At 71.2% G+C, this 20,062-nt stretch carries 18 protein-coding genes; 12 read left to right on the top strand and 6 right to left on the bottom strand.

Going from position 1 to position 20,062, the window contains the following annotated elements; all coding sequences use genetic code 11:
* Positions 1–188 precede the first annotated feature (188 nt).
* Genes ACFYY1_RS15920 through ACFYY1_RS15910 form a run of 3 tightly spaced genes read left to right on the top strand, consistent with a single transcriptional unit; the run spans position 189 to position 3,172 of the window.
* Entirely contained in the window at positions 189–1,550 is a 1,362-nt protein-coding gene (locus ACFYY1_RS15920; RefSeq protein WP_388585272.1) for an MFS transporter, read from the top strand.
* A gap of 30 nt (positions 1,551–1,580) precedes the next feature.
* Positions 1,581–2,192, top strand: coding sequence for a TetR/AcrR family transcriptional regulator (locus ACFYY1_RS15915; RefSeq protein ID WP_388585271.1), 612 nt, complete (start codon positions 1,581–1,583; stop codon positions 2,190–2,192).
* Entirely contained in the window at positions 2,189–3,172 is a 984-nt protein-coding gene (locus ACFYY1_RS15910; protein WP_388585268.1) for a DMT family transporter, read from the top strand. Before ACFYY1_RS15915 ends, ACFYY1_RS15910 begins: the two co-directional genes overlap by 4 nt.
* A 14-nt stretch (positions 3,173–3,186) precedes the next feature.
* On the opposite strand, the gene ACFYY1_RS15905 is transcribed toward ACFYY1_RS15910, so the two are convergent.
* Complete coding sequence (locus ACFYY1_RS15905) at positions 3,187–3,696, bottom strand: MarR family winged helix-turn-helix transcriptional regulator (RefSeq protein WP_388585266.1); 510 nt, start codon at positions 3,694–3,696, stop codon at positions 3,187–3,189.
* Between the two features lie 117 nt (positions 3,697–3,813).
* Here ACFYY1_RS15905 and ACFYY1_RS15900 point away from each other — a divergent pair, with 117 nt between their 5' ends.
* A complete protein-coding gene (locus tag ACFYY1_RS15900; RefSeq protein ID WP_388585523.1) occupies positions 3,814–4,578 on the top strand; it encodes a dienelactone hydrolase family protein in 765 nt (254 codons plus the stop codon).
* 253 nt (positions 4,579–4,831) lie between these two features.
* Entirely contained in the window at positions 4,832–5,263 is a 432-nt protein-coding gene (locus tag ACFYY1_RS15895; RefSeq protein ID WP_388585264.1) for a hypothetical protein, read from the top strand.
* A gap of 239 nt (positions 5,264–5,502) precedes the next feature.
* Here the strand turns inward: ACFYY1_RS15895 and ACFYY1_RS15890 are convergent, their stop codons facing one another.
* A complete protein-coding gene (locus tag ACFYY1_RS15890; protein ID WP_388585522.1) occupies positions 5,503–6,999 on the bottom strand; it encodes a CehA/McbA family metallohydrolase in 1,497 nt (498 codons plus the stop codon).
* Between the two features lie 316 nt (positions 7,000–7,315).
* Between ACFYY1_RS15890 and ACFYY1_RS15885 the strand changes: the two genes are divergently transcribed.
* The 7 genes from ACFYY1_RS15885 (at position 7,316) to ACFYY1_RS15855 (ending at position 16,945) form a co-directional block, all read left to right on the top strand.
* Positions 7,316–8,161 (top strand): LLM class F420-dependent oxidoreductase, encoded by an 846-nt coding sequence (locus ACFYY1_RS15885; protein WP_388585262.1) that lies wholly within the window; start codon positions 7,316–7,318, stop codon positions 8,159–8,161.
* 103 nt (positions 8,162–8,264) lie between these two features.
* Positions 8,265–9,746, top strand: coding sequence for a peptidoglycan D,D-transpeptidase FtsI family protein (locus ACFYY1_RS15880; protein WP_388585260.1), 1,482 nt, complete (start codon positions 8,265–8,267; stop codon positions 9,744–9,746).
* A gap of 183 nt (positions 9,747–9,929) precedes the next feature.
* The gene (locus ACFYY1_RS15875) at positions 9,930–13,442 is read left to right on the top strand and encodes a hypothetical protein (protein ID WP_388585257.1); all 3,513 of its coding nucleotides are present in this window, start codon (positions 9,930–9,932) and stop codon (positions 13,440–13,442) included.
* Positions 13,443–13,646: 204 nt separating this feature from the next.
* Positions 13,647–14,285: an RlpA-like double-psi beta-barrel domain-containing protein gene (locus tag ACFYY1_RS15870; RefSeq protein WP_388585254.1), complete on the top strand. Its 639-nt coding sequence runs from the start codon at positions 13,647–13,649 to the stop codon at positions 14,283–14,285.
* A 190-nt stretch (positions 14,286–14,475) separates the two neighbouring features.
* Entirely contained in the window at positions 14,476–15,459 is a 984-nt protein-coding gene (locus ACFYY1_RS15865; RefSeq protein WP_388585252.1) for a helix-turn-helix domain-containing protein, read from the top strand.
* Positions 15,460–15,578: 119 nt separating this feature from the next.
* Entirely contained in the window at positions 15,579–16,004 is a 426-nt protein-coding gene (locus tag ACFYY1_RS15860; protein WP_388585249.1) for a hypothetical protein, read from the top strand.
* 257 nt (positions 16,005–16,261) lie between these two features.
* On the top strand, positions 16,262–16,945 hold the full coding sequence (locus ACFYY1_RS15855; protein ID WP_388585247.1) for a hypothetical protein: 684 nt from the start codon (positions 16,262–16,264) through the stop codon (positions 16,943–16,945).
* A 22-nt stretch (positions 16,946–16,967) separates the two neighbouring features.
* Here ACFYY1_RS15855 and ACFYY1_RS15850 read toward each other — a convergent pair whose 3' ends face one another.
* From ACFYY1_RS15850 to ACFYY1_RS15835, 4 genes are all read right to left on the bottom strand, one after another.
* Complete coding sequence (locus ACFYY1_RS15850; RefSeq protein ID WP_388585245.1) at positions 16,968–17,615, bottom strand: HAD family hydrolase; 648 nt, start codon at positions 17,613–17,615, stop codon at positions 16,968–16,970.
* Entirely contained in the window at positions 17,612–18,523 is a 912-nt protein-coding gene (locus ACFYY1_RS15845; protein WP_388585243.1) for a helix-turn-helix domain-containing protein, read from the bottom strand. Before ACFYY1_RS15845 ends, ACFYY1_RS15850 begins: the two co-directional genes overlap by 4 nt.
* Positions 18,524–18,847: 324 nt before the next feature.
* Positions 18,848–19,093, bottom strand: a complete 246-nt coding sequence (locus tag ACFYY1_RS15840) for a DUF397 domain-containing protein (protein WP_388585240.1) — start codon at positions 19,091–19,093, stop codon at positions 18,848–18,850.
* Positions 19,090–19,947, bottom strand: coding sequence for a Scr1 family TA system antitoxin-like transcriptional regulator (locus tag ACFYY1_RS15835; RefSeq protein ID WP_388585238.1), 858 nt, complete (start codon positions 19,945–19,947; stop codon positions 19,090–19,092). The genes ACFYY1_RS15840 and ACFYY1_RS15835 overlap by 4 nt, the downstream gene beginning before the upstream one ends.
* Between the last annotated feature and the right edge of the window lie 115 nt (positions 19,948–20,062).

Raw genomic sequence — 20,062 nt, 5'->3', positions numbered from 1 at the left:
GCCCCTGGTCGCGAAGCGCACCGGGACAGGTTCCGGAGCCGGGCCTGAGCCGGCCCGGCGCCGGTCCGGAGCCCTTCCGGGGCCGGCCCGCAAGCAAGTATCTCGCCATCAAGTATCTTGACATCGAGACTGTTTCCCCGGCAGTCTTCGTCCTGCTGTTCAAGATCTCTTGTCCGAGGGGGCGCGTGATGCGGCGAGGTGCGGGACGGGGAAAGGGAAGCGGGCCGGGGCTGCTGGCCCAGTTGCGCCATCCGCCGGGCGGCCGCAACGCGCGGATCATGCTGCTCGCGCTGGCCGTGGACCGGACGGGCTCGGGTCTGTGGGCCGCGTCCTCGGTCCTGTACCTCACCTTCGTGACGCATCTGAGCGCCCAGCAGATCGGGGTGCTGCTGGGGGTGGCCGGAGTCGCGGGCATCGCGGGCTCCCCGCTGGCCGGGCGGCTGGCCGGCCGCTTTCCGGTGCGCGGGCTGCTGATCGGCTGCCATCTGCTCCGGCTGGTGACGCTCGGCCTGGTCCTGGTGTGCACGGGCTTCGACGCGCTGCTCCCCGTCGTCGCCGTGACCTACCTGGGCGACCGGGCCGCGAAGACGCTGGAGATGCTCTTCGCCACCCGGGCCGCGGGCGAGCGCCGCGCCGCGTACCAGGCGCTGTCGCGCAGCGCGGCCAACGCGGGCTACGGCGTCGGCGCGGGGCTCGCGGCCATCGGCCTGGCGGTGGGGACCACGGGCGCCTACCGCGTCCTGATCCTGGGCAACGCGCTCTCGTTCGTCGTCGCCGCGGTGCTGGTGTGGCGTACGGGCGAACCGGCGGGAAGCGCCGTCGAGGTGGCGCGGTCCGGGGGTGCGGGGGCCGGGGGCGCACGGCCCGGGGGCGCGGCGCCCGCCGCTCCGGTTCCGGGCGGGCGGGCCCCCGTCCGGAGGTCCAGTCCGTGGCGGGACCGGGGCTATCTCAAGTTCGCCCTGCTGGACATCCCGATGAACCTCGACGACTCGGTCCTCGCCGTCGGCCTGCCGCTGTGGCTGGTGGACCGCACCTCCGCGCCGCACGCCCTGGTCCCGGCCTTCCTGGTCATCAACACCGTGCTGGTGGTGGTGCTCCAGCTGAGCGTGTCGAAGCGTGCGGAGGGGCCGCGCCGGGCGACCCGGGCGGTGCTGCTGTACGGAGTCCTGATGTTCGTGTGCTGCGGCTTCCTGGCCGCCGCCACCCTGGGCGGGGCCTGGGTGGCCGGGGCGGTCCTGCTCGCGGCGGCGCTGCTGGTCACGCTGGCGGAGCTGATGCGGTCGGTGAGTTCGTGGGAGCTCGCGGTGCTGCTCGCGCCGCCGGACGCCCGCGCCGCGTATCTGGGGGTGGCCGGGATGTCGCAGTCCATCCAGAAGTCCGCCGGGCCGCCGCTGCTGACCGGTGTGGTGATGGCCGCCGGACCGGTGGGCTGGCTGGTGCTCGGGACGGCGGTGGCGGGTCTGGCGGTCGTGCAGCGACGGGCCTGCGTGCGGCGGCTCGGCATCGGCTCGCCCCGGTCGGAGGAAGCCGCCACCCACGCTATTAGGTAGACTGACCTACCTAATCAGGAGGTGGGCGGCATGGGCGAGGCGAAGCCCGAGGAAAAGCAGCCGGTGAAGCGGCGGCGCGGCGCGGCGCGCGGGCGGATTCTCGACGCCGCCGCGCGCCGGTTCTACGCGGACGGCGTGGCGGCGACGGGCATCGACACGATCACGGCCGAGGCCGGCGTCGCGAAGATGAGCCTCTACAACAACTTCGACTCCAAGGCCGACCTGGTCTGTGCCTACCTCCGGGCCAGGCACGAGGAGTGGCTCGACCTCTACCGGCGGCGCCTGGCCGAAGCGCAGGGACCGGCGGCGTCCGTGCTGGCCGTCTTCGATGCCTACGCCGACCATGCCGATTTCGCCTACGAGCACGGTTTCCGGGGCTGCGGCCTGCTCAACGCGGCCGCCGAACTGCCCACCGGGCACGAGGGCCGGGCCGTGGTCCGCCGCCACAAGGAACAGGTCGAGGGCCTGCTCGCCGCCCACCTCCAGGAGCTGCTGCCCGGCCGTGACGAGCAGGTCCGGTCCGTGGCGGAGCACCTGGCCTTCCTGCTCGAAGGGGCCATCGTGCGCGCCGGCCTCGAAGGCGACGGCACGCGCATGCGGCGCGCCCGGGACCTGGCGGCGTCCCTGGTGGGCGCCCTGTGACCGGGGCGGCGGCCCGGCACACCGCCGGACCCGGCCTCGGCGCACTCGCGGTCCTGCTGGCCTCGGTGCTCTGGGGCACCACGGGCACCGCCGCGACCTTCGCGCCCCAGGTGGGCCCGCTGGCGATCGGCGCGGCGGCGATGGGGCTCGGCGGCCTGCTCCAGGCGCTGGTGGCCGGGCGCCGCATCGCCGGGGCCCGCACGGAGCTGCGGGCGCAGTGGCGGACCGTGCTCGTCGGGGGAGCGGGCGTGGCGCTGTATCCGCTCGCGTTCTACACCTCCATGCATCTGGCCGGGGTCGCGGTCGGGACGGTCGTCTCCATCGGCTCGGCCCCGCTGGCGTCGGCCCTGATCGAGCGGTTCGCGGACGGCCGGAGCCTGTCCCGGAGATGGCTGGCGGGGGCCGCCCTCGGGCTGGCCGGCACGGTGCTGCTCTGCGCGGCCGAGGCCGCGCAGGCCGGTGCCGGACCGGGCACCGGCTCCGCCCGGCGGACCGTCGTCGGCGTGCTGCTCGGGCTGGTCGCGGGCCTGACGTACGCCGTGTACGCGTGGGCGGCGCACCGCCTCATCACCCGGGGCGTCACCTCGCGGGCGGCCATGGGCGCGGTGTTCGGCCTCGGCGGGCTGCTGCTCGTACCGGTGCTGCTGGCCACCGGGGCGCCGCTGGTCGCCTCCTGGACGAACGCGGGCGTCGGGATCTACATGGCGCTGGTGCCGATGTTCACCGGGTACGTCCTGTTCGGCTACGGCCTGTCCCGGATCCCGGTCAGCACCGCGACGACCCTGTCCCTGCTGGAGCCCGCCGTGGCGGCGGTCTTCGCGGTGCTGGTGGTGGGCGAACACCTGCCGGCCCTCGGCTGGACCGGCATCGCACTGGTCATCGCCTGCCTCGGCGTACTGACCGCCCCGTCCCGCCGTGTCCGTGCCGCGAAAGCGCCGGAGCCGGAACGGGAGCCCGGCGGGGCGATCGTGAACGCCTGACAGGGGTCGGGCGTTCAGTCGGTCCGGCTGTGGTGGTCCAGCAGACGGGTCAGCAACCGTACGAACTGGTCGCGTTCGGCCGGGCTCAGCGGCGCGAGCAGTTCGTCGTGGAGCTCGTCCAGGACCTGGTCGAGGCGGCGCAGGTGACGGCGGCCCTGCGGGGAGATCGTGATGATGTTGCGGCGCTGGTCGGCGGGGTCCGGCGCCCGTTCGAGGAGCTTGCGCTCGGCCAGTTCGTTGAGCACGCCGACCATGTCGCTGCGGTAGATGCCGGTGCGCCGGCTCAGCGTCGCCTGGCTGGCCGGTCCGTGATCCTGCAACGAGGCGAGCACCGCGTAGTGCCACTTGCGCGCGTCGGCCCCGGCCAGCCCCTCGGTGATCAGCCGGTCCGACCGCGTGGACAGCTGCGACAGCAGCCGGCTCGCCCGCAGGCGCAGCCTGTCGGGCGTCGTGGACGCGCCGTCTTCGGACATGCCTGCGGCTGAGGCTTCGGCTTCGGTCTCGGGCCCGGTCATGGCACCCATCCTACCCATTGCGTTAGTCAGGCTAACGATATACGTTCGCCCGTGCCGACACTGTTAGTGCGACTAACGGAAGTTGGCGAACTCCAGGAAGGAAGACCCGCCATTCCCGCCATTCCCATCGTTTCCGCCAAGACGCTGCAGATCCCCACCCCTGACGGCCGGGCCGACGCCTTCGCGGCGTTCCCCGACGACGGCGGGCGGCACCCGGGGGTGCTGATGTACGCGGACGCCTTCGGCCTGCGGCCCGAGATGCAGGACAAGGCCCGCGAGCTGGCCGGGCACGGCTACTGCGTGCTCGTCCCCAACCTCCTTTACCGGCACGGTCCGGCACCGGTGGTCGAACTTCCCGAGTACATCGGGGAAGAGGTCCGGCCCGAGGTCATCGACCGGCTGATGCCGCTGCTCCGGGAACACACCGTCGAACGGTCCCTGCGCGACGCCGACGCCTACCTCGGCTTCCTCTCCGCCCGGCCCGAGGCCGACGCCGGACCGGTCGCCGTGGTCGGCTACTGCATGGGCGCCGCCCTGGCGCTGCGCACCGCGGCGGCCCGCCCCGACCGGGTGGCCGCCGTCGCCGGCTTCCATCCCGGCTTCGTCGTCACCGACGGGCCCGACAGCCCGCACCGCGTCATCCCCGGACTCACCGCCCGGGTCCACCTCGGCCTCGCCGACGACCTGCCGCCCGAGGCCGTCGGCGAGCTCGACGAGGCCCTGGACGCCGCAGGCCTAGGCCACACCTGCGAGGTCTACCCCGGCACCGTCCACGGCTTCACCATGTCCGACACCGACGCCTTCAGCGCCGCCGGTCTGAAGCTCCACTGGGACCGCCTGCTCCCCCTCCTGGACGGCGCCCTGCGCAAGGGCCGACGCCCGGGCCCTTGAGCCAGCCCGAGTGCGTATAGCACTCGACCTTGCAATGTTCAGATGGCTCATTCCCGCCCCTTGATCACCTCATGGGCTGGCCAGCGCCCACAGGGACGTGATCGGCCACCTCCCCCAGCCAGAACGACGAGGAACCCGCGCCGCTCAACCCCACGAAGCCGTACCAGGGGCCAGTTGTACACCGAATTTTTGAGCGTGTTCAAATGGGTTGTGGGGGTGGCAATCCCGCTGCCTGATCCGGGGGGAGAAGTGTGTGGACACGCAGGTCGACATGAAGACGGCGCGAGGGATGGGGAGGAGCGGCTTCGTCGCTGTGCTGGGCGCACTGATGACGGTTCTCGTATCGGGGTGTGTGGGTCTGGGCCCGGTCCATGTCGACCCGGGCGACCTGCCCGGGGTGTACCGGAATGACGACACGGGTGCGGAGATCCGCTTGGAGGCGGGCGGTCGGTTCTCCGCCGTCGGCTTCTCCCAGGACGATCTGGGGATCGTTGGGAGTACCGCCCCCCTCGGCGACTTCGGCGGCGCCTGGGATCCCACCCCCTCGAACTTCGTGTATCTGGAACCCGAACCCGACGGGATGAGCGACATTCAGCTCTGGACGGTGAGTTCGAAGAAGGTGTACCTGCAGCCGGACGTGGACGGGCCGATCACCCTGACACTGGTCAAGGCCGAGGACTCCTGATCCTGAAGAACGGCCGGCGGCGGGGGGCGGGCCGCACATGGACGCGGCCGGTCGGACGTGAGGTGGACGGATGAGTGCGCATGTGGAACGGAGAGCTGAGCCGTCCGGCGGACCGCACGGGCCCCGGGCCGGTCTCGGCTGTCAGTGAACACCGCCCTGCCCTCCGAAAGAGCTCACCCTACGTCGAAGGTCACGGCTTACGACTGCCGTGACTGATTCAATGATCCACCGGACACCCCCTAACGCCCCTCCAGGAACACCGGATTGGTGAGCGCCGCCAGGGCCCCCGGCAGCCCCGGCACCGTCGCCGGATGCCGGACCTCGGCCCGTACGTAGGCGGCGTAGGCCGGAGTCGTACGCCATTGCACCGCCCCGGTGCCCGACGCGGGCAGCCCGGCCGTGAACAGCGTGCCCTGGTCGGTGACGAAGTGCACGGTGCAGCCGGGCGCCCCGGTCACCTCCAGCCGCACGGTGACCGGGGTGTCGTCCCCGTCCACCCGCAGCCGCTCACCGATCCCCGCGTGCTCTCCGCGCCCGCCCGAGACACCGAAGGAGAGCGAGACGGCGGACGACTCCGCGATGTACGAGTGCCCGGCCCGGATGCCCGCCACGACCGCCTCGCGCGACAGCTCGTCGGCGAGGACGACGGTCTGCGGCAGCCCCACCACGTCCGGCTCCCGGTGCGCGTCGCTGTTGCCCATCGCCGCCACCCACGGCTTCGACCAACGGACCGCGGCGACCAGGGAGTTGTCCCACTCGGCGAGGGCGATCTCGTCCTCCGGGGTGTACGCCCCGTTCCATACCTCCACCGCGTCCGCCTCGCCGAAGCCGAACTTCCAGTGGCAGCCGATGCAGGTGGCGTGCGGATGGGCGGGCACGACCAGGCCGCCGGCCCGGCGCACGGCCTTCGCGTAGTGCCCGAACCGGTTGTCGCGGGCCCGGTAGCGCCAGTCCACGAACGTGCCCGGATCGGTGGCCACCGCGAGCACGTGCCCGTTGCGGGTGGTGATCTCCTCGCCGGTGAGGACGAGCAGGTCCTCGCCCCACAGCCCGTCCCACGCCCCGTGCGCGGAGTACGTGTTGTGTTCGCTGCTGTTGATGAAGTCGAGCCCGGCCGCGCGGGCGGCGGCGGCGATCTCGGCGGGGGTGCGCCTGCCGTCCGAGTGCACGGAGTGCAGATGGCAGTCACCGCGGTACCAGGCCCGCCCGCGCCCCTTCGCCCGCTCCGGCGGATACACCGGCTCCGGCGTGGACCCGGCGGGCCCGAACCGCAGGGTGACCGTCACCTCGTACGGCAGCCCCTCGGGCGCCACGGTGTAGGGGCCGAGCGCGATGTTCCACGTACCGGCCCGCACCGGCCCCGCGATGTAGCCGGGCGTCGCCTCGTCCGCCCGGATGAAGAAGCTGCCGCGCGCCCCGCCGGACCAGCCCCGGAACCCGCGCCCGCCGAGTGCGGTGCCGCGTTCGTCGAAGATGCCGATGTCGAGGGCGTTGCCCTGCGTCCCGGCCGGTACGGGGGTCTTCTCGTACGTGTACGAGACAGCGATCTCCCGTACCCCGCGCGGCACTTCGACCGGCAGGTACACGAAGTCCGGCGACCCGGTGGTCAGGGTTCCGCGCACGGTCCTGGTGTCCTCGTCGCCTTCGTTCGAGGCGGTGGTGGCGTCGGCGAAGCTCACAGTGCCCAACGTTAGAGCGGTGGCGGCCGTACCGACGAGAAGGCCGCGCCTGGCCATCGGGTGGCCGTGAGCGGAGTGTGATCCGGACATGAGAGGGGCTCCCCGGGTGTCGTGGGTGTCGCGGGTGGCGAGGAATGACACGCACCCGACACCCTGGCGGCCGGCGGTGAACCACGGAAGAACGCCGGTGGACCTGACCGGACCGGCCCACCGACTCCTCGCCTCCCGCAGCCCCTTCCGGAAGCCCAAAAGCCCAAAAGCCCGGAACCCCCGCAAGCCCCGAACCCCGGGAGCCCGGAAGCTCGGCTTTCCGCACCGCACGGCATACGTTGGGTTCTCGTCCCTCACCGGATCACGACGGAGGTGTCCTCAGATGCGGATCGCCACAACGATCTTCCTCACCGACGAGACGATCACGCCGCTGCGGCTCGCCCGCGAACTCGAACAGCGCGGCTTCGGCGGGCTCTACCTGCCCGAGCACACCCACATCCCGGTGAGCAGGGACACCCCCTACCCGGCGGGCGGCGAACTCCCGCCCGAGTACGGCCGCACCCTCGACCCCTTCGTCGCCCTCGCCCAGGCCGCCGCCGTCACCGAACGCCTGACCCTGGGCACCGGCATCACGCTCGTCGCCCAGCACGACCCGATCGACCTGGCCAAGCAGATCGCCACCCTCGACCACCTCTCCGGCGGCCGGTTCACCCTGGGCATCGGCTACGGCTGGAACGTCGAGGAGGCCGCCGACCACGGCGTCGACTGGCCGTCCCGCCGCGACCTGGTCCGCGACCGGATGGCCCAGATGCGCGCCCTGTGGGCGGACGAACCCACCGCTTACAAGGGCGAGTTCGGATCGGTCCGGGCCAGCCACGCGTACCCGAAGCCGGCCCAGGAGCCGCGCGGCCCGGTGAACGGACCCCGCACCATGATCGGCGGCGCGGCGGGCCCGAAGCTGTTCGCCCACATCGCCGAGTACTCCGACGGCTGGCTCCCCATCGGCGGCCGGGGCCTGACCGAGTCCGTCCCGAAGCTCCGCGCGGCCTGGGACGCGGCGGGCCGCGACCCCAAGCACCTCCAGATCGTCCCGTACGCCGTCCTCCCGAACGCGGGCAAGCTGGCACACTACGCGGACCTGGGCATCGATGAGGTCGTCCTGCAACTGCCCCCGGCGAGCGAGCCGGAAGTACTGCGGGCGCTCGACGCCTACGCTCAGTACCTCTGAGTGGTTGCGGGCGCAACCATCCGCCCGGAATCAGCATCTTTACGAGCTAAGGGCCGAACCGCCCGCGGGCGCGTGAACACGTGAGTTACGGGAGTGGATCAGGATGAACAGGCCGCTGCGGCACATAGCCATATTCTGCGGGCTGCTGGTGATGGCGCTGCTGCTGCGGGCGAACTGGCTCCAGTACTTCCAGAGCGAGCCCCTGGCCACGCATGAGAAGAACCGCCGGGTCAAGATCACCCAGTTCGCCACCCCGCGCGGTGACATCATCGTGGGCAGCGACGCGATCACCGGCTCCAAGGCGGTCGACGGAACGGACTTCAAGTACAAGCGGACCTTCGAACAGGGCCCGATGTACGCCCCCGTCACCGGATACGCCTCCCAGTCGCAGGGCATGTCCCTCCTGGAGAAGACGTACGACAGCATCCTCAGCGGCCAGGACGACCGCTTCGCCTTCCGGCACGCCAAGGACGTCATCACCGGCGAGCCGCGGCGCGGCGGCGATGTGATCACCACGATCGACGCGAAGGCGCAGAAGGCCGGCTACAAGGGACTGACCGACCTCGGCGCGCGGGGCGCGGTCGTCGCGCTGGAACCGGAGACGGGGAAGGTCCTGGCCCTCGTCTCCACCCCCTCGTACGACCCGTCCGTCTTCGCCGGGAACTCGTTCAAGGAGGGGGACAGGTTCCAGGCGCTCGTGAAGGACAAGAGCAAGCCGCTGGCCAACCGCCCGCTGCGGGAGACCTTCCCGCCCGGTTCGACGTTCAAGATCCTCACGGCGGCCGCGGCCCTGGAGAACGGCGTGGTCACCGATGTCGACGCCCGGTCCGACGCGGTCTCCCCGTACCCCCTGCCGCTCTCCAGGAACAAGATCGGCAGCGAGGCGGGCGACGCGGTGTGCAACAAGGCGTCCATGAAGACCGCGATGCAGTACTCCTGCAACAACGTCTTCCTCGACGCGGCGTCCAAGGTCGGCGCCGAGAAGATGCGGGAGACCGCGGAGAAGTTCGGCTTCAACGCCGATGTCTACTCCGACGAGTTCGGCGACATGCTCGCCACCAAGAGCCTCTACCCGAGCGAACTCGACAAGCCCGGGACCGCGCTGACGGGCATGGGGCAGGGCAGCCTCACCAGTACGCCGATGCAGATGGCGATGGTGACGGCCGCGCTCGCCAACGACGGCAAGCTGATGCAGCCGTACATCGTGGACGAACTGCGCGGCCCCGACCTGTCGGTCCTGGAGAAGAACGAGCCGAAGCTCAAGAGCCAGGCCGTGTCCGAGGAGACGGCGAAGAAGGTCCAGGAAATGATGGAGTTCACCGCCAAGGAGGGCAGCGCCCAGCGCGCCCTGATCGACGGCGTCACGGTCGGCGGCAAGACCGGTACGGCGCAGCGCGGTGTGAACGTGAACGACGAGGTGCCGTACGGCTGGTTCGTCTCGTACGGCAAGTCCGGCGGGAAGTCGGTGGCGGTCGCGGTGTTCATCGACCCGACGGCCATGGACATCTCCCGGTCCGACATCTCCGGTGGCCGGCTGGGCGCGCCGATCGCAAAGACCGTGATGAAGGCGGTGCTGGGCAAGTAGCCCACGACCGGAACCAAAATTCCTGGGGTGGCCCTGGACACGTGTGCGATGATCGCGTGCGCTCATCTTTACGAGTCGCACACATCTCGCTTGTGTCCCGGGCCGTCCCGCGTTCGCGCGCTCGCGCGTCGTCCATGAAGCCCCCGGCAGAAGCGCACACCTCACCGGTCCGGGGGGAACGGAATGCCCAACCACCCACGCACGGCGGCGAGATCCGGGAGATCGGCCGCTACGGCGGCTTACGCCACACTGTTGCTCGTACTGTCGGTCCTGCTCTCGTCGCTGCTGCCCGCGAGCGCCGCCCAGGCGTACGCCCCCGCGGCGACATCGGCCGATGCCACGGCGGACGAGGACTGTGCCGCCCTGCCGCTCTCCGGCTTCGGTGAGGCCGCCCCGGCGGAGGGCAGGCCGACGATCCCGGGCGACAGCACGGTCTGCTTCACGATCACTGCCGGAGCTGCCGGGCTGCACAAGGTCGTGGTCGTCGGCGGCGCCGACGCGAGCACATACGCCCATGTCTTCGACGGCGACACGGAGATCAACTGCTACGACTCCCAGTGGGGCGCCGGCTGGTGCCGACTGCCCCGCGCGGGCGAATTCACGCTCCGGCTGACGAACAACGCGTTCGACACGAGCAAGCCCACCGTCGCCGTCGTCCCGCTCGCCACCACCGAGGGCTGCGCCCCGGAGATCGGCACCGCCTGGGACACCGCCCCCGTCGTCGGCTCGGCCGCCGGGCCGACCGCCATCCAGTGCCAGCCGTTCAACGGCAAGCCGGGCGAGCGGATCACCCACGACATCAGGACGACCGCGTCCGGCGGGAGCCTGTCGTGGATCACCGACGAGACCGGCGCCCGGATCTGCCCCCGCTTCAACGAGGACGACAGCGAGGGGTGCGTACTGCCCGGCGACGGCCCCTACCGGGTCCTCTCGCAGGTCACCGAGGCCGAGAACGGCTTCCCCGCCGAGTACACCCTCACCGTCCGCCGCATCTCGGCCCCGGCCGGCTGCACCCACGTCCCCCTGAGCGCGTACAACTCCGCGCCCACGACCGCGGACCCGGCCAGCGGCTGCAAGACGTTCACGGCCCCGGCCGCCGGACGCTACAACGTGTACTCCGTCAGCGACGGCACCCGTTCGACGCTCGCCGTGTACGACCGGGACGGCAAGACCGTCTGCGCCACCTGGGACGGCTACTGCGGCCTTTCCGCCGCCGGTGACTACACCGTCTTCACCGACCACCCGACTCTCATCCTCGACAGCTCCGCCACCACCGGGTGCGAGCCAGTCGAACTCGGCCTCTACCAGGGCACGTTCACTGCGGCAGGCGAGATCGACTGCCTCTCCCTGCCGCTTCCCGCGGACGCCCGCCTGGCCGTGCTGAAGGCCCTCAACGGGCCGGCGCCGCGCCCCGAAGTGACCGTCGTCGACGCCGACGGCGCCCAGCGGTGCGACCGGACCGACCTGTCGGCCGGCACATGCGCACTGACCGGCAAGGCTCCGTTCCGTGCTCTGGTCTCCACCGGCGACTCGTCGGAGCCGACCGGCCCGTACGCCCTCGCCCTGCACCGCACCGACGTGGCGAGCGACTGCCCCGCCATCCCGGCGGGGGACTTCACCGCGACGAGCCCGGCCGCCCGGTTCTCCACCGGTGACGGTGTCTTCTCGCGCTGCCTGAGCATCCCGGCCGACGACCACGGAGCCCAGGAGAATCTCCAGCTCCAGGCGGCACCCGGCACCACGTCCACCGCCGATTTCACCGTCCTGGACCCCCACGGCAAGCGGGTCTGCTCGATCTACTCGACCCTCTCCGGCTGGACGACCTGTGCGCTGGCCCCCGGTGTCGCCCACACCGTGCTCGTCACCGGCCGTGACACGGCCGCCGACTACACCCTGACCCGCCGCGACGTCACCGCGACCGCCAAGGGCTGCACCCCGAACCCGGCGACGAAGGTCGGCGGCCCGTCCGCCGGCGGCACCATGGGCGCCCCCGGCGAGCTGCGCTGCCGCCAGGTCACCACCGCCGACGCCAAGGACACCCTGCACATCGACGTCCGTGACGAGCTCGGCACCGCGAACGCAGTGGTGTACGACGCCGACGGCACCGCCCTCTGCAACAAGAACCAGGCGTGCGCCGTCACCGGTTCCACCCACTACCAGGTCCTGGTCACCGTCCGGACGGGCCTGGAGGCCGCCGACTCGTACCGCTTCGACGCCCTGCGCATCGCCGGTGCCGACGGACCGGCCGCAGAGTGCGAGAAGGCCGCGAGCATCGCCTACGGGTACGGCCCGATCACCGGCACCCTCGACGAGCAGCACACCGCCGTCTGCGCCGCGCTGCCCACGGCGTACCGGGACCGGCTCGACATGGCGATCAGCGACACCACGGGCGCCACCGAGACCGCGGTGCCCGCGCTGTACGACGCGAGCCTCGACAACGGCTGCATGCGCTTCATTCCCTCCGGCTACGAGTGCGCCGTGAACGAGCCGTACTCCGCAGAGCCCACCCCGAGCATTCTGGTCCTGTCGCTGCCGGAGAAGGCGTCGAAGACCTCGTACAAGGCCGAGGCGGTCTGCTCGTCCAACATCTGCGGCACGGTGAAGGCGAGCGTCGGGTCGGTCTCCCCGACAACCGGGACCGCCGACGGCAAGGTCACGGTCCGGGTGACCGGCACATCCCTGCACAAGGACGACAAGGTACGGATCCAGCTCGCCGGCAAGGTCATCGAATCGACCACCGTCGAGGTCTCGGCGGACCGGAAGACCCTGACGGCCGTCCTCGACCTGACCGGGGCCACCGTCGGCACCTGGTCCCTCAGTGTCATCACCCACGTCAACTGGGCTTACGGGATCGGCTCCTTCGAGGTCACACCGGCCTCGCTCAGGAACAGCGCACCGCCGGCCATCGGAACCACCGCCCGCGTCGGCGACCGCCTCACCGCGTCCACCGGCACCTGGGCCCCCGACCCGGCCTCGTACACCTACCAGTGGAACGCCGACGGCAAGCCGGTGACCGGCGCCACCGCGTCCACGTACACGGTCCCGGCGTCGCTGCTCGGCAAGAAGCTCACGGTCACCGTCACGGCCCGCCGCACCGGCACGGCGGACGTCCCGGCCACCTCCGCGGCGCTCACGGTCGCCAAGGGCGCGGCGCCCAGGGCGACGACCGCCCCGAAGATCACCGGCACCGTGAAGGTCGGCGCCAAGCTGACCACCACGAACGGCAGCTGGACGCCTGCCGCCACCTCCTACGGCTATCAGTGGAAGGCCGACGGCAAGGCCATCAAGGGCGCCACGGCATCGACGTACACCGTCCCGGCGTCGCTGCTCGGCAAGTACCTCACCATCACCGTCACGGCCCACCGCACCGGTCACACCGACGGTTCCGTGACGCCCGCCTCGGTGAAGGTCGCCAAGGGCAGCGCGCCGAAGGCCACCAAGCAGCCCACGATCTCCGGCACCGTGAAGGTGGGCCGCACCCTCAAGGCCGCACACGGCACCTGGACGCCCACCCCGACCTCGTACGGCTACCAGTGGTACGCGAACGGCAAGGCGATCTCCGGCGCGACCAAGTCCTCGCTGACGCTCAAGTCCGCCCAGCGCGGCAAGAAGATCACCGTCAAGGTGACCGCCCGCCGCACCGGCCACGCCAGTGGTACCGCGACCAGCAAGGCGACCAAGGCGGTTGCCCGCTGACGCAGTTGAGCCGAATGCCGGGCCCGGCGACAGCGGAGCGTCAGTAGAGCATCAGCGGGACCGGTCATCATGGCGCCGCTGCGATCGTCAGCCCCCGTGGGCCGACGATCGCAGCGGCGCGGTCGCGAGGAAACTTCATGGCACCCCCCGCCACGAATGCCTCGCATACGCGCCGTCCGGAATGTGACATTCAGAGAGGGCACGTTGAGAGCCAAGATCGCCAAAATCGCCGCGGCCGCCTTACTGGCCGTCGGCTCCGCCGCCGTGATCGTCGCCACCGCCTCCGCCTCGGAGGACACCGACATACCCGTCTCGGCGTCGAGCACTTCAGGACAACCGGAACCCGGCTCGACCCAGACCGGGTCGCCGAGTTCCACTCTCGCCCCGGAACCGGGCAGGACCACAACGACGCCCCCGGATCAGAGCAGGACGACGGCACCGCCCCCGGAGCCGGGCCAGACGACGACCCCGCCCCCGGACCAGGGCAAGGCGACACCCCCGGAGCCGGGCCGGACATCGGGGCCGCCCACGGAGCCGCCGTCGAGCGGCAACCACGGGCGCGCGACGTTCTACCACCCCGGACTGACGGCGTGCGGCATCGTCACCACGGACAGTGACTTCGCTGTTGCGATCGACGCCAGCGTGTTCGGATCCGGATACCCGTCTCCCTCCTGCGGCAAGAAGATCGAGATCACGCACGACGGAAAGTCCATCACCGCGACGGTCGTTGACCAGAGCCCGGGTGCGGGCAGGCATGACCTCGATCTGACACCCGGCGCATACGAGGCGCTTGCCTCCCCCGATCAGGGTTCGATCGACGTCACCTGGCGTTTCGTGGAGTAGTCGGCTCACTCCCGGCAGAGACCCTCGGTGAGTCGCGTGCGGCGGGGCCCGGCCGACCGGATCCCGCCGCACGAATCGCGGGGCTGCCGGAATCCCCCGGCCTTCGCCGAGGCCGGTCGCGCCGCCGTGGCCCGGAGCCCCGTGCGTGCCACGCTTTTCGTCGAGCGTCGGTGGCCAACGGGGGGAAGCCATGCTGCGTATCCACTTCACGGGCAAGGACCTGGAGAACGTCCGCATCGCACGCAGGCCCGACCCGCTCTGGGAGATCGTGTGCAGCCTGTGCCGCCTGCAGAACCGTGAGGGCGCGCTCGCCTTCGACCCGTGGCGCCAGGCGGCCGGCGGACTGCTCCGCCGGGGCGGAGCGGCCCGGGACGCGGCGTCGGCGCTGCGCAGTCTGGTGCCGCGCGCCGCGTACTTCCCGGACTTCCTCACTCCGTCCGCCGAGGACGGACCCGAGGACCTCCGCTCGGGCATCGACCGGGTCCTCGCGACCCCGAAACACCGCCTCCGCCACGAACTGGCCCTGCTGACGGCGGGCGGCGGACGGCCCTGGGCAGGCTCGGAGCTGGCCCGGGGCGACACCACGGCACTCACAGCCCTGGGCGACAACCTGCGTACGTACCACCAGGAGTTCATCGCCCCGCTGTGGAACCACATCGGCGCGGCCACCGCCGCCGACACCGCCCTGCGCACCCGCGCCCTGGTGGACGGCGGGACACGGGCGCTGCTGAGCAGCCTGCGGCCGATGGCGGCCTGGGAGCCGCCCGTACTGACCGTCAGCTATCCCGTCGAGCGCGATCTGTACCTGGACGGCCGGGGGCTGCTCCTGGTCCCCTCGTACTTCTGCTGGCGGCAGCCGATCACCCTGGCGGACGACGGGCTGCGGCCGGTGCTCATCCACCCGGTCGACCGTACGACCGCCCAGCCCGACGCCTCCCCGGGCTCGCTGGCCCGATTACTGGGCCCGGCCCGCGCCGCGCTCCTGTACGAGACGGCCGTGCGGGCCTGCGCCTCCACCTCCGAGCTGGCCGAGGCGACCGGCCTGTCGCTGCCGAGCGTCAGCCAGCAGCTGGCCGTACTGCGCGAGGGCGGACTCGTCGCCAGCCGCCGTGACGGCAAGCGGGTCCGGCACGCGGCGACACCCCTGGGCCGCCGCCTGCTCGCCGGCTGCTGACCGACGATTTGGCTGGACCCAAAACGACGCGCGCACCGTTCTCCCGCCGCCCCAGACTGCTGGTGAACCGCACGGGAGCCGGCCGTCGACTCGGCCGCCAACAGGAGGAGTTCACCCAGATGCGCGTCACATTCTCTGCACTCGGCGCAGCCACCGCACTGGCCTCGGCGATCGCCCTGGGCGTCGTCGCCGCCCCCGCCCAGGCCGACACGTCGACCAACAGCATCGCCGCGGTGTCGCCGTCCATCTCGCCGGCCGCGCCGTACAAGTACTACCCCGACGGCACGCCCTCGCAGTGCGCGTACGAGAACCTGTGCCTGAGCGTGTGGGACTACACCAAGAACCAGTGGAAGGTGTTCTTCCTCAAGCCCTGCAACAAGTACGCCCTGTCCAACTTCGAGGGCGACGGCTTCTTCGACAACAACCAGACCAAGGGCACGGTCTCCACGTTCTACGGAAGCAGCGGGAACGTGCTGCGGAAGAGCACCGCCCGCGAGCAGAGCCCCATCGGCTGGAGCCCCGTCTGGTCGGTCCGCAACTGCTGACGCCCGGCCCGGCTCCGGAACGCTGAGATCCCGGACAGTGGCATCGGTGCCGGCACCGGCACCGGCACCGGCACCGATACCGGCATCGGCATCGGCATCGGCATCGGTATGGATATGCGTGGAATCCCTTCTTTGTACCCGACCGGTCCTGTGGCGTCACGCCCTGGGCTCGCCCGAAATGACAGGTATGGGGCCCGTCGGTACGTTCGCCGCAGGTTGGCCGTCCGGCCGACGTCTCTGAGACGGAGAGAAGTGACATGCCCTCGCGTACCTTCGCCGTGGCGGCCGCCGTAGTCGGCGCAGCGGCCCTTGCCACCGGTATCACCTATGCGACTGACGGATCCACCCAGCCCGAACCGGCCGCCGCGCGGGCCGAGCAGCCCGTACACCAGGCCGCCCCGCCCGCCCGGCAGGCCGCCCCCGCACCGGCCCCCCTCGGAACGGTGGGCGAGGAGGACAAGGGGGACAAGGGCGGCGACGACCAGGCCGGCGACCGCGGAGGGCGCGACGAGGGGGGCGACGACCAGGCGGGCGACCGCGGGCGCGACGACAAGGGCGGCGGCCGGGGCGGGTACGGCGACGAGGGCGGCGGCCGGGGCGGGTACGGCGACGAGGGCGGCGGCCGGGGCGGGCGCGGTGGCGGCTACGACCGGAGGGGGGAGGAGAGGATCTACTTCAACGAACGGGAGTACTCCGCCTACCCGGGGGGCTGCGTCCCCGCGGCCAGCGGTCTGGGGTCGAGCAGCTTCAGCATCACCAACAACAGCCGGCACGCGGTCGAGGTCTTCCGGGGGTTCGCCTGTGACGGCGGTGCCCCGGTCGCCACGGTCGGCCCCTACGGCAGCACCTACGGTGTCGTGACCCCCGACGTCCAAGGTGGCGTGTTCATCAACAACGGCGTCGCGGGCAGCTTCCGGGTGATCGGCCGCGACGAGTGGTGACGGCCTGAAACCCCGCGAGCCATCAGCTCCCGGACAGCAGCGACGGCAGCTTGCGCATGTCGTCGAAGACCACGGTGTCCGGCCCTTCCAGCCAGTGCGCCGGAGTCAGTCCGCCCGCGAAGCCGAATGCCCGCATTCCGGCTGAACGGGCGGCCTGCACGCCGTACTTGCTGTCCTCGACGACCACGCAGGCGGCGGGTTCGACGCCCATCCGCCGGGCCGCGTGCAGAAAGAGATCGGGGGCGGGCTTTCCGCGTGCGACCTCGGTGGCGCTGAAGATGCGCCCCTCGAAGTGCGCGTAGAGCCCGGTGTGGCCCAGGGTGTGGCGCATCTTCTCGTGGCTGCCGCTGGACGCCACGCAAGTGGGGAGAGTGAGTGCGGCCAGCGCTTCGTGGATGCCCTCCACCGCGACGAGCTCGGTCTCGACGGCGTCGCGGTGGAGGGCATCGAAGCGCTGTTGCCAGGCGGCGGAAGCGCCGGGCAGGACCGCTTCGACCAGTTCGCCGATGGACTTGTTCGACCGCCCCACGAACTTCTCGACGACCTCCTCCGCCGTCAGCGGCCATCCCAGCTCGGCGCCCACCTGGACCTGGACGCGCACGGCGATCCGTTCGCTGTCGACGAGCACGCCGTCGCAGTCGAATATGACGAGTTCGGGAGCAGTGATCATCCGCTCAGGATAGAGAGCGGGGCGTACGGATCGTCGGCCGCTTCTTCGCGGCATTCGCGGCAGTCGCCCGGGGTGGCGGCGCGGAAGGCCCGGTCGCAGCGGTCGCAGTTCTGGAACAGGACGGTGGGGTGATCCGGGGTCGGCGGGGGCGGGACGAGAGCGGTGAGCCGGTACCGGAGCAGCTTGGCGGGGCGCTTGAGGGGCTGGGGCAGATCGTCGGTGAGGGCGTGCCGGAGAGCGGCGGGCGTGGCACCCCGCTCGAACCAGGTCGCGGCGGCGGGGGCGAGGAGGACGACCTCCTTCTCGGTGAGCGTGATCGCGGCCGCGTGCCGGTGGAGATCGGTGAGCAGCGCGGTGGCGGCGCGGAGGTACTGGGGGAGCGGGTTGCGGGGCTGGGGGAGCGGCGGGGGAGGGGGCGTGGGCGTTGCGGCCGTGAGGGCGGGCGCGGGTGTCGGTGCCGGTGCCGGTGCCAGTGCCGGTGCGGGCGGCTGGCGGCGCGGCTTGGGCGTGGGGGCCGGGGCAGGGTGCCGCTGCGGGGCGCCGTTCGGCTGGTTGTAGGAGCAAGTACGCGTGACGACCCGCCCGTTGGGCAGCCGCTCTCGGGTGCGGCTCAGGTAGCCGTGCGCTTCCAGCTCGCGTAACGCGGCGGCGATACGGGCCTCGCTGTCGGGAAACCGCTCGGAGAGCGTCTTGATGCCGATCCGCGCCCCGGCGGGCAGCGACTGGATGTACGTCGAGAGCCCGATCGCGAGCAGGGACAGCTCGCGGTGCTGGGCGAGGTGGTTGCCGATGACGGTGAAGCGGCTGGTGTGCCGGGTGTTGATGTGCCTGACACCGGACGTCGGTGCGGCGCCACCGCGAACGGGAGACGGCGCGCGCGGGGTCGCGCTAACCTGCTGTGTATCCATCGGGAAGCCCTAACTTCCTTGGTGGTCAGGCCCTCGGCGTGGGATTCGCAGTCCCGTCCGGGGGCCGACACATTTCTGGGGGTTGTCGCGGCGAGCATATGCCAGCGAACCCCTGTGAAATCCAGCTCACTTGGCGAACCTCACCCGTGTGAGTGACCGGCCCCTGTACGTGGCTGGGGGAGGGGTTGGGTTGGGGAAGTTTCTTCTTCCCAAAGCCTTTAAAAGCCTTTTTACGTCGGGGCCCGCCGCGTCGCGGTCCTCCGGGTCGCGGCGCACCGGGTCGCGGCTGTCGCGATCCGGTGCGGGTGCATGGACCTGCGGCGATCAGCCCTGCTGCGCGTACGCGACGAACGCGGACCAGGCGCCGGGGGCGAGGTCGAGGTGGGGGCCCTCGGTGTTCTTGGAGTCGCGGACGTGGACGGTGGTGGGGCAGGCAGCGACCTCGATGCAGGCGCCGCCCTCGCCGCTGCTGTAGCTGGACTTGCGCCAGTCGTAGGCGACCTCGACGCAGGTTCCGCCCTCGCCGCCGCTATAGCTGCTCTTGAACCAGCGGAGCTGCTCGGTGTTCATTGCTCTCCCAGCATCTTCTCAATCAGCGTCAGGGACTCCCTCGGGGTGAGAGCCTGCGCTCGCATGATTCCATAGCGCTCGTTGAACAGGCGGACCTCGTCCGGGTCGGTGATGAGCCGGGCATGCCCCTGGACCTCTGTGTACGCAACCTCGCTTCGGCCCTTGGGGGTCAAGAGGGTGAACGGGCCGTCCATGGAAGGGTGTTCGTCTCGATCAGTGGGCATCACCTGAAGCTCCACCGTTCGCATCCGGCTGATCTTGCTCATCCGGAGGAGTTGGCCAGCGTGGACAGCTCGTCCGCCAAGCGGGCGTTGGATGACTGCTTCCTCGATCACGAAGCTGAACGTCGGCTGGGGCCAGCGCTCGAAGATCTGTTGCCGGGCGAGTCGGTCCGAGACGCGCTTCTCCACGGTTTGCTCGTCCAGCAAAGGTCGGCGCTTTGTAAATACTGCCCGCGCATACTCCTCTGTTTGGAGCAGGCCAGGAATTGCCTGGTTGCTGTACTCGTGGAGTGCCACGGAATCGGCCTCCATCCACGCGAAGCCCCGGAACCAGTCGGGGTGCCGGGTTCGTGCCTTCGCCAACGCCTCCCGCACCTCGTCGGAGGTGGCTCGCAGCACCCCGCCCGCGCCGAGGAGTGGGTCAACGCGGATCAGGAAGTCGGGCTGGGGCGTGCGCACACCCCGCTCCATCGCCGAGATCAAGTCTTCCCCGCAGTGGGCCGCGAGCCCCAGTTCCTTCTGGCTCAGGCCCGCGCGTTCGCGCAGCACCTTGATCTGTTTGCCCAGCGCCCTGAAGAGGTGCGCCGTCCCATCTGATTCGGCTGGCTGCTCCGGCCGTCCTTCGTTCGCCATCTGCCCCGCACCGCTCTCTCTTCGCCCGGTCACGGCCGACGACCCGTACAGCCGACCGGGCATGCCCGTACAGCTACTCGGCGTCGAGGTGTCACTGCTGGTCAGCGTACGAGCA

The sequence above is a fragment of the Streptomyces sp. NPDC001890 genome, assembly GCF_042891445.1.
Lineage (GTDB): Bacteria > Actinomycetota > Actinomycetes > Streptomycetales > Streptomycetaceae > Streptomyces.
Note: the sequence above shows the minus strand (reverse complement) of the source record. Positions and strands in the feature narration are given on the sequence as shown.

Bases quoted from the DNA above. Each gene is read 5' to 3' on its own strand.
- ACFYY1_RS15920 (WP_388585272.1), top strand. From the start codon at position 189: ATGCGGCGAGGTGCGGGACGGGGAAAGGGAAGCGGGCCGGGGCTGCTG.
- ACFYY1_RS15885 (WP_388585262.1), top strand. From the start codon at position 7,316: ATGCGGATCGCCACAACGATCTTCCTCACCGACGAGACGATCACGCCG.
- ACFYY1_RS15850 (WP_388585245.1), bottom strand. From the start codon at position 17,615: ATGATCACTGCTCCCGAACTCGTCATATTCGACTGCGACGGCGTGCTC.
- ACFYY1_RS15835 (WP_388585238.1), bottom strand. From the start codon at position 19,947: ATGGCGAACGAAGGACGGCCGGAGCAGCCAGCCGAATCAGATGGGACG.
- ACFYY1_RS15840 (WP_388585240.1), bottom strand. From the start codon at position 19,093: ATGAACACCGAGCAGCTCCGCTGGTTCAAGAGCAGCTATAGCGGCGGC.
- ACFYY1_RS15890 (WP_388585522.1), bottom strand. From the start codon at position 6,999: ATGGCCAGGCGCGGCCTTCTCGTCGGTACGGCCGCCACCGCTCTAACG.
- ACFYY1_RS15865 (WP_388585252.1), top strand. From the start codon at position 14,476: ATGCTGCGTATCCACTTCACGGGCAAGGACCTGGAGAACGTCCGCATC.
- ACFYY1_RS15860 (WP_388585249.1), top strand. From the start codon at position 15,579: ATGCGCGTCACATTCTCTGCACTCGGCGCAGCCACCGCACTGGCCTCG.
- ACFYY1_RS15845 (WP_388585243.1), bottom strand. From the start codon at position 18,523: ATGGATACACAGCAGGTTAGCGCGACCCCGCGCGCGCCGTCTCCCGTT.
- ACFYY1_RS15875 (WP_388585257.1), top strand. From the start codon at position 9,930: ATGCCCAACCACCCACGCACGGCGGCGAGATCCGGGAGATCGGCCGCT.
- ACFYY1_RS15915 (WP_388585271.1), top strand. From the start codon at position 1,581: ATGGGCGAGGCGAAGCCCGAGGAAAAGCAGCCGGTGAAGCGGCGGCGC.
- ACFYY1_RS15905 (WP_388585266.1), bottom strand. From the start codon at position 3,696: ATGGGTGCCATGACCGGGCCCGAGACCGAAGCCGAAGCCTCAGCCGCA.
- ACFYY1_RS15855 (WP_388585247.1), top strand. From the start codon at position 16,262: ATGCCCTCGCGTACCTTCGCCGTGGCGGCCGCCGTAGTCGGCGCAGCG.
- ACFYY1_RS15880 (WP_388585260.1), top strand. From the start codon at position 8,265: ATGAACAGGCCGCTGCGGCACATAGCCATATTCTGCGGGCTGCTGGTG.